The organism is Porphyromonas cangingivalis, assembly GCF_900638305.1.
Classification (GTDB): Bacteria; Bacteroidota; Bacteroidia; order Bacteroidales; family Porphyromonadaceae; genus Porphyromonas_A; species Porphyromonas_A cangingivalis.
Genome location: NZ_LR134506.1, coordinates 464,891 through 481,083 on the forward strand (window position 1 = coordinate 464,891; position 16,193 = coordinate 481,083).

The 16,193-nt window shown below is 44.4% G+C and carries 14 protein-coding genes; 3 read left to right on the forward strand and 11 right to left on the reverse strand.

Going from position 1 to position 16,193, the window contains the following annotated elements; translation table 11 throughout:
• Nucleotides 1-126: 126 nt before the first annotated feature.
• Together murI and EL262_RS01910 are read right to left on the reverse strand one after the other, a co-directional pair.
• Nucleotides 127-990 carry a glutamate racemase gene (murI, locus tag EL262_RS01905; protein WP_051522701.1) on the reverse strand — a complete coding sequence of 288 codons (864 nt, stop codon included), beginning with the start codon at nucleotides 988-990 and terminating at the stop codon, nucleotides 127-129.
• A gap of 5 nt (nucleotides 991-995) precedes the next feature.
• Nucleotides 996-1,367 (reverse strand): YccF domain-containing protein, encoded by a 372-nt coding sequence (locus EL262_RS01910; RefSeq protein WP_025837894.1) that lies wholly within the window; start codon nucleotides 1,365-1,367, stop codon nucleotides 996-998.
• 425 nt (nucleotides 1,368-1,792) lie between these two features.
• On the opposite strand from EL262_RS01910, the gene EL262_RS01915 reads away from it, so the two are divergent.
• The 3 genes from EL262_RS01915 (at nucleotide 1,793) to metK (ending at nucleotide 6,400) form a co-directional block, all read left to right on the forward strand.
• Entirely contained in the window at nucleotides 1,793-2,155 is a 363-nt protein-coding gene (locus tag EL262_RS01915) for a hypothetical protein (RefSeq protein WP_025837896.1), read from the forward strand.
• A gap of 112 nt (nucleotides 2,156-2,267) precedes the next feature.
• Entirely contained in the window at nucleotides 2,268-4,718 is a 2,451-nt protein-coding gene (locus tag EL262_RS01920) for a TonB-dependent receptor (RefSeq protein ID WP_078735653.1), read from the forward strand.
• A gap of 395 nt (nucleotides 4,719-5,113) precedes the next feature.
• Entirely contained in the window at nucleotides 5,114-6,400 is a 1,287-nt protein-coding gene (metK, locus tag EL262_RS01925; protein ID WP_025837897.1) for a methionine adenosyltransferase, read from the forward strand.
• A gap of 69 nt (nucleotides 6,401-6,469) precedes the next feature.
• On the opposite strand, the gene EL262_RS01930 is transcribed toward metK, so the two are convergent.
• Genes EL262_RS01930 through EL262_RS01970 form a run of 9 tightly spaced genes read right to left on the reverse strand, consistent with a single transcriptional unit; the run spans nucleotide 6,470 to nucleotide 16,137 of the window.
• Entirely contained in the window at nucleotides 6,470-8,140 is a 1,671-nt protein-coding gene (locus EL262_RS01930; protein ID WP_025837899.1) for an alpha-amylase family glycosyl hydrolase, read from the reverse strand.
• A 10-nt stretch (nucleotides 8,141-8,150) separates the two neighbouring features.
• Nucleotides 8,151-9,296 (reverse strand): CapA family protein, encoded by a 1,146-nt coding sequence (locus tag EL262_RS01935; protein WP_025837901.1) that lies wholly within the window; start codon nucleotides 9,294-9,296, stop codon nucleotides 8,151-8,153.
• A gap of 17 nt (nucleotides 9,297-9,313) precedes the next feature.
• A complete protein-coding gene (ybaK, locus tag EL262_RS01940) occupies nucleotides 9,314-9,802 on the reverse strand; it encodes a Cys-tRNA(Pro) deacylase (protein WP_025837903.1) in 489 nt (162 codons plus the stop codon).
• Nucleotides 9,795-10,787: a diacylglycerol/lipid kinase family protein gene (locus EL262_RS01945; protein WP_025837905.1), complete on the reverse strand. Its 993-nt coding sequence runs from the start codon at nucleotides 10,785-10,787 to the stop codon at nucleotides 9,795-9,797. The genes ybaK and EL262_RS01945 overlap by 8 nt, the downstream gene beginning before the upstream one ends.
• Nucleotides 10,788-10,826: 39 nt before the next feature.
• Entirely contained in the window at nucleotides 10,827-13,115 is a 2,289-nt protein-coding gene (locus tag EL262_RS01950) for a cation:proton antiporter (RefSeq protein WP_036853538.1), read from the reverse strand.
• Between the two features lie 17 nt (nucleotides 13,116-13,132).
• Nucleotides 13,133-13,993, reverse strand: coding sequence for a lysophospholipid acyltransferase family protein (locus EL262_RS01955; RefSeq protein WP_025837909.1), 861 nt, complete (start codon nucleotides 13,991-13,993; stop codon nucleotides 13,133-13,135).
• A 15-nt stretch (nucleotides 13,994-14,008) separates the two neighbouring features.
• Complete coding sequence (locus EL262_RS01960) at nucleotides 14,009-14,923, reverse strand: CDP-alcohol phosphatidyltransferase family protein (protein ID WP_025837911.1); 915 nt, start codon at nucleotides 14,921-14,923, stop codon at nucleotides 14,009-14,011.
• 5 nt (nucleotides 14,924-14,928) lie between these two features.
• Nucleotides 14,929-15,675 carry an SDR family NAD(P)-dependent oxidoreductase gene (locus tag EL262_RS01965; protein ID WP_025837913.1) on the reverse strand — a complete coding sequence of 249 codons (747 nt, stop codon included), beginning with the start codon at nucleotides 15,673-15,675 and terminating at the stop codon, nucleotides 14,929-14,931.
• Nucleotides 15,676-16,137 carry an FAD synthase family protein gene (locus tag EL262_RS01970; protein ID WP_025837914.1) on the reverse strand — a complete coding sequence of 154 codons (462 nt, stop codon included), beginning with the start codon at nucleotides 16,135-16,137 and terminating at the stop codon, nucleotides 15,676-15,678. It lies immediately after the preceding gene.
• Nucleotides 16,138-16,193: the final 56 nt, after the last annotated feature.

The window sequence follows — 16,193 nt, forward strand, 5'->3', positions numbered from 1 at the left end:
AGTAAAAGTAAATAGTCCCAAGGCAAAGTGTTAGAAGACTTTGTTTTGGGACTTTACTTTTTAGCTAAGGGGATTCTCTAAGATTGGGCTGTCTCTGACGACCAAATGGAATAAAATATAATCCACTTATAGTCTATCACAGTGTGGTAGGACGATTTGTATCACACTATCCGAGCTAATGTCCTCGCCAAGAAAAACAGAAGCAAGGGATAAAAATTCATCTTTTCCCGAAGTCGTTCGATAAGACATCTGAGAAGTTTTGGATAACCGGATATCCATCTCGGGATGCCTATGTAAATAGTCCTGTAGGGAAGATGCTACAATGGCTCCCTGACTGACAAGTGAGATCTCTCGAGGGAGGGCTTCCCTTATCCTTGCGAGGAGCAGGGGATAATGAGTGCATCCAAGTAGTATTGTGTCTATATCTTGATCTTTTGAAAGCAGACGACTGATATCTCGACGAATGAAGTATTGTGTGCCCGGGTTGTCGTCTATTTCGTTGTTCTCTACGAGCGGTACCCACATTGGGCATGCGAGTTGAGAGACTTTTGCTTCAGGGTAAAGGTGGGCTATCTCGATGCTGTACGAATTGGATGAAATAGTGCCATTGGTGCCTACAATGCCGATGTGTCCGTTGCGCGAGAACTCCGCAACACTCTCTACTGTCGGACGGATTACACCCAGGATTCGTCTTGTTGGATCTTTGCTTATTGGGAGATCTATTTGTTGGAGACTACGCAGAGCTTTAGCGGAGGCCGTATTGCAAGCGAGGATGACAAGTGGACATCCTTGGTCAAATAAGTATGATACTGCTTCACGTGTGTATCTGTATATTGTATCGAAACTATGTGAGCCATATGGTGCACGCGCATTGTCTCCTAAATAGATAAAGTCATAATCAGGTAGTACTCGTCTCAACTCTCGCAGGACTGTGAGTCCACCAAAGCCGGAGTCAAATACTCCGATAGCCCCCATCTCTCTATCAACCATGATTATTATATGTTGTTTGTGATCTCCCTACCAAAGGGGGTGAGGGCCAAGCCTGCAAAGGTGAAATGTTTGAGTCCAAAAGGAATACCTACAATGGTAATACACAATAGGATGCCAAAAATAAAATGTGTGAGTGCAATGATCCAACCTGCGAAGATAAACCATATAAGGTTGCCTACACATCCGAGAGGATTGATGCTTACTTCACTTACATGTGAGCCGAAGGGCCAAAGCATCAGTACTCCCAGTTTGAAACACTGTATCCCGAATGGGACTCCTATGATTGTGATACAAAGGATTACTCCCACTAAAAAATACTCCAGAGCGACCTCAAGTCCTCCAAGTACCAGCCAGACCAAGTTGCCGATAAGTTTCATAGACAAATAAGTATAATTAAGATGTTTGATATTTTCAAGATCAAAGATACACTCATAGATGTAGATATTAAAATCTTGGCTGCTTTTTATTGTCATTCTTGCGGGAAAGTTAGCAAATATGATAAACTTAGATTGCTTATCTCGTAAGCGTAGTATGTGGCGAAATTATGGCTTGTTGTTCTGTTGTTGCAACCCCTCTTTGATGATGTACTTGAACATGCTCTCAATCTTATTGTCTTGCATTTTATGTGTTTTGGGCATAAATATCAGAGATTAGATTTTGAATTTGTCTGAACCTTACATTTCACGACGAGTTAATAGATGTGTTTTGTACTAATAGTTGTTTTTGGAATTATTTTGGTGTCTTTTCGTTAAAATGCTATTGACTTAAATCAGATATTGAATATAATATGTATTTTTGCGCCATGAAACTACGTATGCATCAGATTGGCGGGGCTTTCTTGGCCTTTATCATGACACTCTATTTGGGGTGTGTGATTACCCAGACGCATGCTCACGTGATTAATGGAGCTATTGTCGTACACTCTCATCCTGATTATTGGGGAGATAATGATGCTTCTTCGAGAGATGATCATACTACGACAGAGTTGGTGTTTTATCATCAAGTTTCAAATCTTTTCTCCTGTGTTGGCGGATTTTTTTCGCCGATCGTTCCGGAGGCTTTAGAGACATTGCATGTCTCGCTCTACACAGACAAGGACTTTTCTCTCATCACAGCCTATCCTTGTACTGTCATTTCTTTGCGTGCACCTCCTATGCATGTTTAAGTTGCATCTTTGATGTCTTAACTTGTTTGCAGTATTTTCCTTTTGTCTCTCTTTGGCTGACAGGAGGATCGGTTGTGTATTCAGAAAAATAAATATAAACAAATCAACTACAATGAAATATAGTATCTACGCAGTGCTCATGTTGAGTGCCGCATCATCTATTTGTACTCCTCTCTTTGCGTCTAACATGATAGAGAAGGAGGAAAGAGCAATCGAAACCAGTGAAGTCTATAAGTTGAAGGGGCGAGTCACTGATGCAAAAAGTGGTGAAGTCCTTCCTCGTGCTCAGATCACAGTTTTGGGGACGTCTATCGGCTTGTTGTCTGATGAAGATGGAGCTTTTGTTATCAATAATCTGCCTCGCAAGAGGGTGACCCTTCGTGTTCGTTACACAGGATACGAGACGAAGGAGATCATTGTGCCGGAGGGTAGCAAGGACATCAATGTGACGCTTACCCCATCGCATTTCAATATCGAAGAGGTCGTCGTGTCAGCAAATCGTACGGAGACACGTCGTCACCTTGCTCCGGTACTTGTCAATGTGACTGATTCAAAGCTCTTTACTGCTACAAACTCGGTTTCCCTTGACGAAGCTCTTAAATTTAATCCCGGTATTCGTGTCGAGGATAATTGTCAGAACTGTGGCTTCAATCAAGTGCGTATCAATGGTCTTGATGGCGCATACTCTCAGGTGGTGATCAACTCCCGTTCGATCTTTAGCTCTTTGGCTGCTGTCTATGGGCTTGAAATGTTGCCTACATCAATGATTGACCGTGTAGAGGTCGTACGTGGTGGAGGTTCTGCTCTTTATGGATCATCGGCTATCGGTGGTACTATCAACATCATCACAAAGACACCGACTCATAATTCGGCCACAGCTGAGTATACTTTGGAGTCTTTCCAAGATAACTTCAATATGCCAGCACACAATGTCGGCCTTACTACCTCTGTCTTGACACCGGACTCTAAGGTCGGTATCACCCTTTTTGGTCGTGTGAAGCATCGTGATGGTCTCGACTTTGTCCGTCCCGGTAGTCGTATCGAGGGGGGTAAGGACGGTTATACAGAGATGCCACGCCTCTTCAGCACTACTGTGGGAGCAAATGCTTTTGCAAATATCTCTCCTTTGGCCAAGTTGACTCTTGACTACTTCTATACTCAAGAAGGACGTCGTGGTGGAGATAGACTCGAACGTCCTGAACATGAGGCAAACATAGCAGAGAGCCTTGGACACCGTATCCACACGGGGATCTTAAGATACGACCGTTATATGTTTGATGGTAATGGTTATTTGACCGCTTTTGCTGCAGGATCAAACACTGTCCGTAATAGTTATTATGGTGGCGGTGCTTATGTCCCTGAAAAGAAGGGCGACAAGATCATTGTGCCTGATGATCCATCAGCATTGACCAACTATGGTCTCACTAAAGACTTGACCATGCAAGCAGGTCTTCAGTATGTTCACAATTTTGAGAAACTTCTTTTTATGCCCGCAGAGCTTACTGCAGGTTTTGAGTACAACTACAACAAGCTGAACGATAATAGTGGTTATCGTCCATTGGATCTTGCTCAGAAGGTCTCTACACGTAGCGGCATCCTACAAAATGAATGGAAGAATGACACCTTTGCATTCCTTCTTGGATTACGTTATGACAATGTTGCACTCAATACTGATGAGAAGCAGAGTGTCGAGTCTCTCAAGAAGCTTAATATCGTTACTCCTCGTGCGACATTCAGATATAATCCTACTCACGATCTTCACTTCCGCTTGTCATATGCTCATGGGTTCCGTGCACCACAGTACTTTGATGAAGAGTTGCACGTAGACTTTGCTGGTGGTGAAGGTATTCCAAGAGTATTGAGTAAGGATCTGAAAGAAGAAAAATCAAGAAGCTTTACCGGATCGATCGACTGGTACAACCATGACATCGAAAACCTTCAGATCAATTTGATGGCAGAAGGGTTCTATACTCGTCTTTTGGACAAGTTCAATGCCGTGGTGATAGAGGATTCAGAAAAGCCTCAGTACAAAGAGGTTGTAAATGCAGGAAAGGCTTCTGTTTATGGGGTGAATCTTGAGGCGCGTTTGGCTTATGCTAAGCTCTTCAACCTTCAGACAGGTGTTACTTTCCAAAGAAGTCTTTTTGATGAGGAGACCGAGATTGGTGTCCGTGAGCTCAAGAGCCGAGAGTTTATGAAGACACCTAATGTCTATGGCTACTTTGTCTTTGGATGGACTCCCACCTCAAACTTGGCATTCAACCTCTTTGGTGACTATTCGGGCAAGATGTGGATCGGTCACGAAGCCGGTGAAAAGGTCGGTGACTATATTACTTCTGAAAAAGATGAACTTGTACAGACCCCTTCATTCTTCACTCTTGGTACCAAGGTCGCTTACACGCTCAACCTTTCGGGGACTTCTATGGAGTTCAACATTGGTATGAATAACATCTTTAATGCTTATCAGAAGGATTTCGATGAAGGCCCAAACAGAGCTTCTGCTTATATCTATGGACCTAAGGCTCCTCGCAGTGTCTTCTGTGGCGTGAAGCTTACAATCTAAAAATATATAACTGAATAAACCACAAGTAGAGGGTGTGTATCAAGGTCTTTTAGGCCTATGATACACGCCCTTTTGTCAAGTGTCTTGGGAATAGTTGTATGTAAATCTCACTGTTTCTTTGCGAATAATAGTCCTATTGTGATAAATAATTTCTAACTTTGTGGAGCACTTAGGATATAAGGTTCCTTTTCTCTTTGATACGTGGATAGATTTGTATGCTTGCAACCACGCGATAAAAAATGCTAAAAAGACTCAGGTTTGAGTATCTTTTCTTCCGAGACATTCCTCACGTTTTTATCGTTTATGTAGCACTTCCGATCCACAGTCCTTGGACATCGGACTCTTTTCTTTGTGCACAGGTATAAAGTTATAAAACCACTAAAAATAGAAAGACTATGAGTTACCTATTTACATCTGAGTCTGTGTCTGAGGGACATCCAGACAAGGTTGCCGATCAGATATCTGATGCTATTCTGGATCATTTTCTTGCCCTTGACCCTCAATCAAAGGTGGCGTGTGAGACCCTTGTCACGACCGGTCAGGTCGTCGTGGCCGGAGAGGTCAATTCGTCGGCTTATGTGGATATACAGGAGGTTGTGAGAGAAGTGATTGCTGATATCGGCTATACAAAGAGTGAGTATAGGTTCGATGCAGACTCTTGTGGGATATTTTCGGCTATTCATGAGCAGAGCTCGGATATCAACAGAGGTGTTGTGAGAGAAGAGGCGTCTGAACAAGGTGCGGGGGACCAAGGGATGATGTTCGGATATGCTACAAATGAGACTTCGAGCCTGATGCCACTTCCTATCGAACTTTCACATATTTTGCTTTATGAACTCGCAGATATCCGCAAGCATGAGCTATATCTAATGCCTTATCTTCGTCCTGATGCCAAGAGCCAGGTCACTGTCGAGTATAATGATGATCGCACACCTCGCAGGATACATACGATCGTCATCAGTACACAGCATGATGAGTTTATCTCTGCTACAGAGACCGAGACTCAGGCTGAAGCAGACCGTATGATGCAGGCTAAAATCGAGGAGGATGTGAGGAGCATCCTCTTGCCTCGCGTAAAGGCTAAATATCCTGAGACCATTGGTCGCATGATGGATGACGACTTTATCCTTCATGTCAATCCTACCGGTAAGTTTGTTATCGGGGGACCTCATGGTGATACCGGTCTCACCGGACGAAAGATTATTGTAGACACTTATGGTGGTGCAGCCTCTCATGGTGGTGGTGCTTTCAGTGGTAAGGATCCCAGTAAGGTGGATCGATCGGCGGCGTATGCGGCTCGTCATATTGCAAAGAATCTTGTTGCTGCTGGTGTCGCTGACGAAATCTTGGTGCAGTTGGCCTACGCTATTGGAGTCGCTCAGCCTGTGAGTGTCTTCGTTAATACCCATGGACGTGCCAATGTCTCTCTCTCTGATGGAGAAATTGCTGAAAAAATCAACGAAATATTTGATCTTCGTCCTTTTGCCATCGAGCAACGCCTACAGCTCCGCCGTCCTATCTACCGTGAGACTGCTTCTTATGGTCACATGGGACGTGATCCTCGCAAGGTTACAAAGACATTCAATTCCAGATACACAGAGCCTATCACAACAGAGGTCGAACTCTATACATGGGAACGCCTTGACTATGTAGATAAGATCAAAGAAGCTTTTGGTCTGTAAATAATCAGATGTAAAACATAAGCGGGCTTACCTTCTCGAAAAAGGTAAGCCCGCTTATGTTTTGGGGGATTAAACCATGCGATATATTGCGGCCCCATGAGGAGGAACCACAACTTCGATGGGCTCATGAGAAGAGAGCATCGCTGCTCCTCGATTTCCGGTAAAGACCTCCTCGAGGATGATCGGGGTGAGGTCTTTGATCCCCAATATTTCAAAGGCATGAGAAGGTATCGTAACATCATACCGTCTGAGATGAGAAGAGAAGTTAACCACAACAAGGAATGTCTCTGTCCCATCACTACGGAGAAAACAGTAGTCATATTGATGATCGATGCTTTGTTTGTTATTGGCATACATCAGGTCGAAGAATTTACCTTTGTTGAGGGCCGAGTGATTCAGCATGGTGTTGAGGAGTGTTCGATACTTTTCACGAATGGATATCTCGTCCTTTGTCAAGTCTTTTCCACTATAAGTATTCCGTTTGCCGATCCATCGTCTCATGCTACCCAGGCTCCAGTAATCAAAGATGGTCGTCCTACCATCCAAGCCCGAGAAGCCTTCGATATCCATGCCTCGCTCTCCCACCTCTTGACCGAAATAAGTCATAATGCCATCTGTCGAACCAAGCAAGGTCGATATTACCATTGCCGGAAAAGCTTTATCTCCATCACCAATGATGAAGTCAGAAGCAAGGCGTTGTTCATCGTGATTCTCCATAAACCTGAGCATATGTCCTTTGATATGCTCTTGTGCAAAGTGTATTCGGCTGATCTCAGACGCCGGACATTCGCCACGAAGTACCTTAATCAGCGTATCGTAAAGACCGACCTTGTCATATAGATAGTCAAATCCTGCCTGTATGTAGGATTGATAGAGGTCGGTCTGATATATCTCAGCAATAAAAAGTATCTTCGGGTGAGACTTTCGTACCTCGCTTATACTCCAACACCAAAATTCTATAGGTACCATCTCTGCCATATCACATCTAAAGCCATCGACACCCTTATCCGCCCAATAGAGGAGGACATCCAGCATCTTTTTCCATGTATCGGGAATAGGAGAGAAGTGAGGGGCTTTGTTATTCAGATAATCCACACCGTAGTTCAATTTAACAGTCTCATACCAGTCATGATGGGTCGGCATAGAGGAGAAGCAGTCATTGCCTGTAACCTTTGCGGGATTTTCTATATATGCAGAAGTGCCTTCTCCCATAGTCAAGGCCTGATCGGGAAGGTAGTAGAAATTGTTCTGTGGATCAAAGGCTACCCTTGTATCGTCATTACTACCGAAGTCCGGCACACCTTCAGGGGCAGAGTCAGATGCGTATGTACGGGCCACATGATTGGGTACAAAGTCAATGATACAGCCCAGGCCTGCTTCGTGAGTTCGTTTGACAAGCCCCTCAAACTCCTCCATTCGTTTGGAGATGCTTGTTGCAAGGGTAGGGGAAACATCATAATAATCCTTGATGGCGTAAGGCGAACCTGCTTCCCCTTTGACTGTCGCCGGATGATCGGCAGGAAGTCCTCTGAATACTGTTTTTGTTGCGTGTTCCAATAGACCTATGTACCATATGTGTGTGATGCCAAGGTCTTTTATGGCTGCGAGAGCTTTGGGAGTGAAAGCATTCATCTTACCGACTCCGTTCGTTTTTATGTCTCCGTTAGGTACACAGTTCTCACATTTGTTGTCAAATAGTCTCGGTAATACTTGGTATATGGATATTTTTTGCTCGTTCATAGGTCATGGGTCAGAATGGATATATACTGTCTGAGAGGGTGATGGTCTTGGAGTATTCTACATAGCGACGGAATCGCTCGTGTTCTGTAGGATGGATGAGTCCGGTATCCCTGTCAGAGTAGGAGATGGGGATAATTCGATACGTCCGCTTGCTCTGGTTATCTGTCTTTGAGACCCAAGAGTGTAAGTACTTGACATCGGTTATACTTTTGTCTCCATTCGGCATCTTTTGAAGTGTACAGGTTACAGATAGCCCCCCTCTGGTCGCCGGATCTTTGGTCTGATTGCTAATATAGTTGCCCAACGAGTACACCACCAGAGCTTCTCTTTGAGTTGTAGTGTCCGTGTAGTGATAAGCCGACTGTACCACATGCGGGTGAGAGCCGATGATCAAGTCCGCTCCGGCTTCAAAAAGTTGCTTGGCCAAGGCCTTTTGATATCTGCTCTCTTTTCTCTCATATTCATTTCCCCAATGAATACAGACTATGATGAAATCTTGCGTTTCTGTGTCTTTTATCCTTTTCACTTCCTGAGTCATGAGGGTGTCGATAAGATTGACAACCGTCGGCGTCGGTACCGGTATGCCATTGGTACCATAAGTATAGGATAGCACAGCAAGGTTAAGGCCATTGATCTTGAGTTGTAGTGGATGCTCTTGTGCCCTTTCGATACTGTCTCTATATGTACCGGTATGTTTAAGTCCGACTTTATCAAGTATATCAAGGGTGCGAAGGAGTCCATGTTTACCTCTATCCACACAGTGATTATTGGCAGTTGTCAGAACATCAAATCCGGCATCTTTTAGAGCATGTGCCAAAGTATCAGGACTGCTGAATTGCGGGTAGCCACGGTAGGGTTTTCCTCCAAATGTCGTTTCCAGATTGGCAATCGAAAGATCAGCTTCCTTTACGTAAGGTGCTATGTGCTTATAGTTTTGATGGATGTCATACTTTTCCGGGGCTATTGTTGCACTTTTTACTTGTGGCAAGTGCATCATGATATCACCTGCGAAGTAGAGTGTTGCCGTAAGAGTGTCTTGTCCTTCTGAAAGAGATTCTTGAGTTTTTGTTTTGTCGGTTGTAGACGAGCAGGCATATAGCAGACTGAATACTACAAAGACCGAGAGTAGGGGCTGATAAATGGTAGAGAAACGCATAGGATGACCAATAGATTTTACGATTCGATAATGTCAGCAACGGTTGCTGAGACGATGGCTATAAGATCATGCGGAGATAGTACAATCTGCAGTCCTCGCTTGCCTGCGCTTACGATGATCTTTTCTTCCAACGTGCTCAACTCTTCTATATAGGTCGGGAATTGCTTCTTCATTCCTATTGGAGAGCATCCTCCACGCACATATCCCGTCGTGTCCAAAAGAGCTTTCATAGGGAGCATCTCACACTTTTTGTTGCCCGATATCTTGGCAATCTTTTTTAAGTCTACACTCCCCTCTGCCGGGATGACAGCTACTATAAATGGTATTTTATCACCTGTGAGTAATAGCGTTTTATAGATGTGTTCGGGGGATTCGCCGATCGCAAGGGCAACATCGACTGCGCTTTGATGTTCTTCAGTGACAGGATATTCTTTCAGTTCGAAAGGGATCCCCGAGCTTTCTACTATGCGTACGGCATTGGTCTTTTTTGAAGTCGTCTTACTCATCTTGGTCGAAGTGCCTGATGCCAAGTTTGCTCATCAGGTCATTGTGAAGACCGATGATGTTGTTGGTGATACTGTTGAAGAAGTCAGATACCGTTTCCTCACTTGCGGTCAAGTCTCCGGAGATAACTTTCAGACTTGCCGGGAGCATTTTTATTTGAATGGAGTCGGTAGAGCCTACGGCCTCTCCATCTACGTGGTATGGTATGGGGGTGTCTGTGGTCACGCTTATTTCTTTCCCTTGATAAAGCTCTGTGTATGGGTTTTGATCCAAGCCTTTTGAGAAGAGTTGTATAGCGACTTGGGCTGCATCTACTATCGGAAACTCCTTGATGATCGTCACGTCGATGATACCGTCTGTCAGGCTTGCATTGGGAGCTATGAAAGCGTTGTTGCCATATTGAGATGCATTTGCAAAAGCGATAAGGAAGGCCTTTGTCGTTATTGCTTTGTCATCGATCTTGAGGTGATAGGTGGCGGGGGTGTGGGAAAAGAATGTCTGTACGGAGTCTTTGATGTATACAATAGGTCCCCTAATGGAGCTTTCAGAAAACTCTTCCGAAACAGAGCCATCAAACCCGATCCCACAAGTACAAAGGAATGGACGATCATTCACCCGACATGAGTCTATTGTGACGACAGAGTGATTGAGCAGGGTCTCTATGGCACTATCTGTATTGAGAGGGATGTTAAGCTCTCTGGCAAGTCCGTTTCCACTACCGTTCGGAATGATCCCCAAGACTTTGTCTGAGCCGATGAGTGCCGATGCTACTTCATTGACTGTCCCATCACCTCCGATAGCACAGATGACATCTACATCTGACTTGCATGCCTCAATAGCAACCTCTGTTGCATGACCTGCATATTCGGTCGAGACAACACGCACCTCATGACCTGCATTGAGGAGTGCCAATGCTGTCTTTTCATGGGGTCTCCCTTTCAAAACTTTGGAGCCCGATGTGGGGTTGGTTATTATTAGGAATTTCATTTGATTTCGGTTTTAGATAAGACTATTATAAGGCTTACACTACTCTGTCAGTGTAGGAAACGGACTTTTCCGACGTGCGCAAAGCAAAATGGTTGTCGGGACGTATTCGAGTAGTTCAGGTGACTGTGCAGACATATTTCTGAACGTATTGTAAGGGATCAGTAGGAGGTCGTATTTTCCCAACTCCTCTTTCGCAAAACTGATTTTCATTGTCATAGGGTCTGCTTGGTAGAAGTTCGTCATCTCTTCTATGTCATTACCTGTCCCGATCGAAATAAAGTGTTTTTCAGCCAACGTATATCGAAGTAATCCGTTCACGAGATGAACATAATCCTCTTTGTCCGTTGCCTGTGGATCATGGATGACACAAAGGCTGCGTACCGGCTCTCTCAGCCCACGATCAATGACGACACCGATGGAGTTAGGTGTGTTGTCGATGAGATACTTCGTCTTATCTCTTAAAAGTTGTGCTACATTGAAGAAGGCACCTGCACCTGCGAGTGTGTGTCCTACTTTGTTGACCACATTCTTGTGAAGTTTATTGATTTCTTCATCCTCTGGGAGTCTCGAAAGCTCTATCGGTGCTCCGATGAGGAGGAGATCAGCTTCGGTAGACTTTGTGGTATTGACAAGAGTGCTTACAGGATTATCCGTTACCTCATAATATTCTTCCACTTCAAGTCCTCTTTCTTTGGAAGATGCTTTCAGGGGTGCAAAGTTTTGCTCTCTGAAGTGCTCCGCCTGTCTTGGGTTTGTATCACTTCCGACCGTCATGTGGAGACATGAGATCTGAGCCCCTTTCCCTTTATTCGGAAAGAAGGTGTGCATGAGTTGTAGCATGAGCATGCCTGTCGAGGTCCTCCCGAAAGAGAACAGTACCTGCATGCTGTTAGATAGGTTCTGAACGGCCTTTCGACCTGGTTTCATTATCTTGTCAAGTAGTTCCAAGAGCGGAGTCGTCATAAAGGTCGTGACGAGGGTCATAAGTACCAGCATCGCATAGATGATGGGAGATAAGATGCCCAGTTGGTAACCCATGGATAGGATCACCAGCTCCATGAGACCTCTGGTGTTCATCAAGATACCCATATAGAGGCTGTTGTACTTGTTTTCTCCTACCACACGAGCCGCAATATATGTGCCTCCGAGTTTCCCTATGACTGCTATCGCTGTAATCACCAGTGTGATCATCCATAGATAACCGGTATTGAGAAGGCCTATTTCTGTCTGAAGACCGGATGCTACGAAGAATAGTGGCAGGAAGATGGACAAGGAAACGTCCTCCACTTTTTCTGTGAGTAGTCTCCTGAACTTTAGATTTTCAGGCATGACCACTCCTGCTATGAAGGCACCGAAGAGTGCATGGAGACCCAATATCTCTGTCAGATATGCTGAGATCAACAATGTCAGGAATATGATAGCTATCACACCTTTTGTCAACACCTCCGAGTTATTGTATAGCTTGCCGACGAGCTTGAATATCGGACGTACGATATAAAACATCACCAGCATATACACAGAGGCAAAGATAATCGTGAAGAGCGCACTCATAGCCGATCCTGCTTGAGCTATTGCCATGATTACTGCGATGAGACACCATGCGGTGATGTCTCCACTGGCTGCACTCGAAAGCGATAATACTCCTATATGTGTATTCATCTGCCCCTTTTCCTGTATGATACGTGCAAGTACAGGGAAGGCAGTTATACTCATCGATATACCTATAAAGAGAGCAAAAGGCAATAACTCCCCATGAGCACCTGCATAATCATCAAAAAGGGCGATAGAGAGTATTGCACCCAAGACAAAAGGTATGATGATACCTGCATGAGAGATGACCAATGTCTTACGAAGGGTCTTTTTTATCTCTCCCAACTCCAGCTCCATCCCTATGACAAACATAAAGAGGATGAGGCCAAACTGACTCAGTAGTGATATGTTGTGCAGGCTTTCGGAGGGAAAAAGGGTCTCGAATACATTTGGAAATAGGAGCCCTAATACCGAAGGCCCTAAGATAATCCCGGCTAAGATCTCTCCTATCACCGATGGCTGTCCAATCTTTGTAAAGCACCACGCAACTGCCCTTGCAAAAAGGAGGATTACAATGATCTGTATGAGTAGAAGTCCAAACTGCGAGGAAAGATGTTCTCGTACAAAATGTATGAAGGTACCAAAACTATCAGCTATTCGGCTGATTAGTCCTTTGCTCTCGACCAAGGCATCTTCAGGTGTGCTCGATACGGATGATACATACCACAGTACCCCTGCTCCGAGTACAAGTAATATGATATAGAAAAGTACATCTTTACGCTTGTTCGTTAGACTCATTCGGATAAGTATTTCTTTTACTGTTGTTTTTTGTACTTCGATGGCAGATTAAGGGTCTTTTCCATCAAGAAGTCTCTAAGTTCTATATTGCTTGAGATCTTACTGATCTCTTCCGGAGATATCGGTTCGCCCACATATACGCCTATGACACTTCCTTTCTTGTTGAACAGTTCGGAAGGTGTTTTTAGTACAGATAATATGTAACTGATCTTATTGAACTTGTAGTAGGTCTTTGAGTTACTTCCCTCGAAATATATCGGATATACAGGCACCTCAGCAGATCGAACGATCCTTACACTACTCATCTGCCACAACTGTTCATTTCCCTTTTCACTGCCAAACTTGCTGTTGGCCACACCTCCTGCCGGAAAGATGCCTACAGGCTTCCCTTCCTTGATGTGAGTTCCAATCATCTTTATACTATTAACATTCTCGGTTGCATTATGGTTGTAGTTTGCCTTGTTTTGTCTTGGCACAACGGGAATGAAGCTATCTTCGAGAGCCTTTATGTAGGTCAAAAATCTATTTGCAACTACTTTGAAGTCCGGCCTTACCTTGCTGACCACATCGATGAGCATAAGTCCGTCAAGTCCGCCAAATGGATGGTTGGCTATAGCGATGAATGCACCATCCTTCATCTGTTTGAGGTTTTCTTCTCCGTGTACCTCATAAGATACTTGTATGAATGGGTGCTTCAGTGCTGCACTCGTAAACTTCCGACCCTTGAGGTGGAAGTACGTCTTATGTATGGTGTTAATCTTATCGATTTTAAGAGTTTTGAGTAGGCGTTTTCCTACCACTCGTCCAAATTTACTCTTAAAGAAGGGGCCAAGTATTTTCGATAAGTCCTCTACTGAAATGACCTCTTTATTTTCCATTTGGTTTATGTTCCGTTAGTTTTTGTGATCTGTTATCTCCTCAGAGATAAATTTGCATAGCGTCTCATGTTGGTTTTTCGATACGATCAAGATGATATTCAGAAATACAATCTCGTATAGGAAGTAAAACCAAACATGTCCTGTGATCAGGATGATAAACAAAGGTATGGATCGACCGTTGAAGGTCAATAGGTCGAGACACTTCATGACCATGATGCTACCTTGTCTATATCTCAATCTGAGGCTTTCCGGTATCCTATCTTCCGGATATGCACGATTGAGTTTTTGTACCATCTCACCCAGATTTGGTGTGAGCTTACTTTGTAGTTTTGTATAGTAGAGGTACAATGTCGTAAATACTTTGTTTATCCCCATCGGCATCGTTTTAAGGCGGCTCTGCACGCTTTCAGGCGTGTCAAATTCCTTACCCTTGTTGGGGTTCACAAAGTAGAGGTGCAAAGTTTTGTAGTAGTCGGTGAGAGCCGCCTGAGTGAAGTGCGAGAATATCGATAGTATGGCGATGACGAATATCCAATTTGACCCTATTTCATCATACAATCTCAGTGACAACGCTGCATATATGGTCAGAAACCAAAGGTCTCCTGCTATACCGTCAAGGATACGTCCTATCTCCGACTTTATCCCAGTCATGCGAGCCAACTGCCCATCTACACAGTCAAGTATATTGGCACAGATCAAGCCGAGTATTCCCAAGAATATAAACCCCATCTGTCCGGTGAAGTAGAACATAGACGCTCCACCCATCCCTACAAATATACTTATGATGGTCACTACATTTGGGGTGATCCCGGTGTGTTGGATCGCTTTTGCAATTTTGAAGCCCAATGGTCTGTAAAACTTGCGATCCACGTAGTTTTCAGTTTCCAAGGACTTGAGAGAACTCAGGTACTCTTTATCTTGTTCGTTCATTATTTTTACTTGTATGAATAACCTCCCGAGAGTGAGATGATATCACCGTTGAAATACTCATTTTCTGCGACCATCTTAAACACTTGTCCTACTTCCTCCGGTGATGCAAATCTATGCGAAGCCACTTTTCCCTCTATACTTTTACGTACATCGGTAGGTTTGGTCTTCTGCCACTCTGTATCTACAAATCCCGGAGCTATGCCGGCCACCCTGATACCGAAAGGCTCAAGGTGTTTGACGAGATTGGTCACAAGCCCATGCACCGCACTCTTTGTCACGCCGTAGGACAACGAGACAGAGTGGGGGTGTATTGCCATCATAGAACCCGTAAATATGATTGCACTTCCGCTCTTCATGGACGGCACTACCCCCTTGATCAGCTGGGTCGGGAAGTGCACATTGCCTTGAAATACCGACAACCATTCCTCATCTGATATCTCGAAGGGCGACTTACGGTTCGTCACTCCTGCATTCATGACGATCAAGTCCGGCACGAAGTCATGTGAAGACATCTCTTCTAATAGAGCCTGTGCCGATCGAGGGGCTGTGACGTCGCATGCAATGATATGGATCGAAGTATCCGGGGCAAGGGATGAGAGCCTCTTTTTTGCCTCCTTGGCATGCTCATGATCCGAGCCATAAGTAAGCCATAAATGCTTACACTCCTTTACAAAAGTTTCTGCTACGGCATAGCCAATTCCCTTTGTACCGGCCGTGATGAGTATGTTGTCAAACCTTTTTGTCTTGCTCATTTAGTCCAGATCCTCCAGTTTGTCAGGTTTCGCTTGTCTCTCGTGATTGAGCTGAGACTCATACGAAGCGTGTACCGTTTTCTTGATCTCTGTGGTCGACACTCCTGTCCCGTAGGGGAAGTAAAATACCTGTACACCCAAATCTTTGAGATAGTCATACTTGCCATACCAATCATCTCCCACGACGAAGGCATCGATGTTGAGTTTCTTGACGATCTCTGTATGGTTGAGTGAGTGTTGCGGGATGACGATATCCGGAGTTTTTAGTGCCTCTATGATTTGCATCCGTTCGTTGAAGGGGATGATAGGAGCCGGTTTGTAGGTTTGTACCAGTTCATCGGTGCTGACCCCTACGATGAGGATGTCGGCGATGGCTCTGGCATAGTTGATCATCCTCAGATGATTGTAGTGAAACATATCAAAAGTGCCTGAGGTGTACACTATTGTTTTGTCTTTGAACATAATTCTTAGGTTTTATATTCTTTGTTGAACAACTTTGTTCATTCGTATTCTCTCTT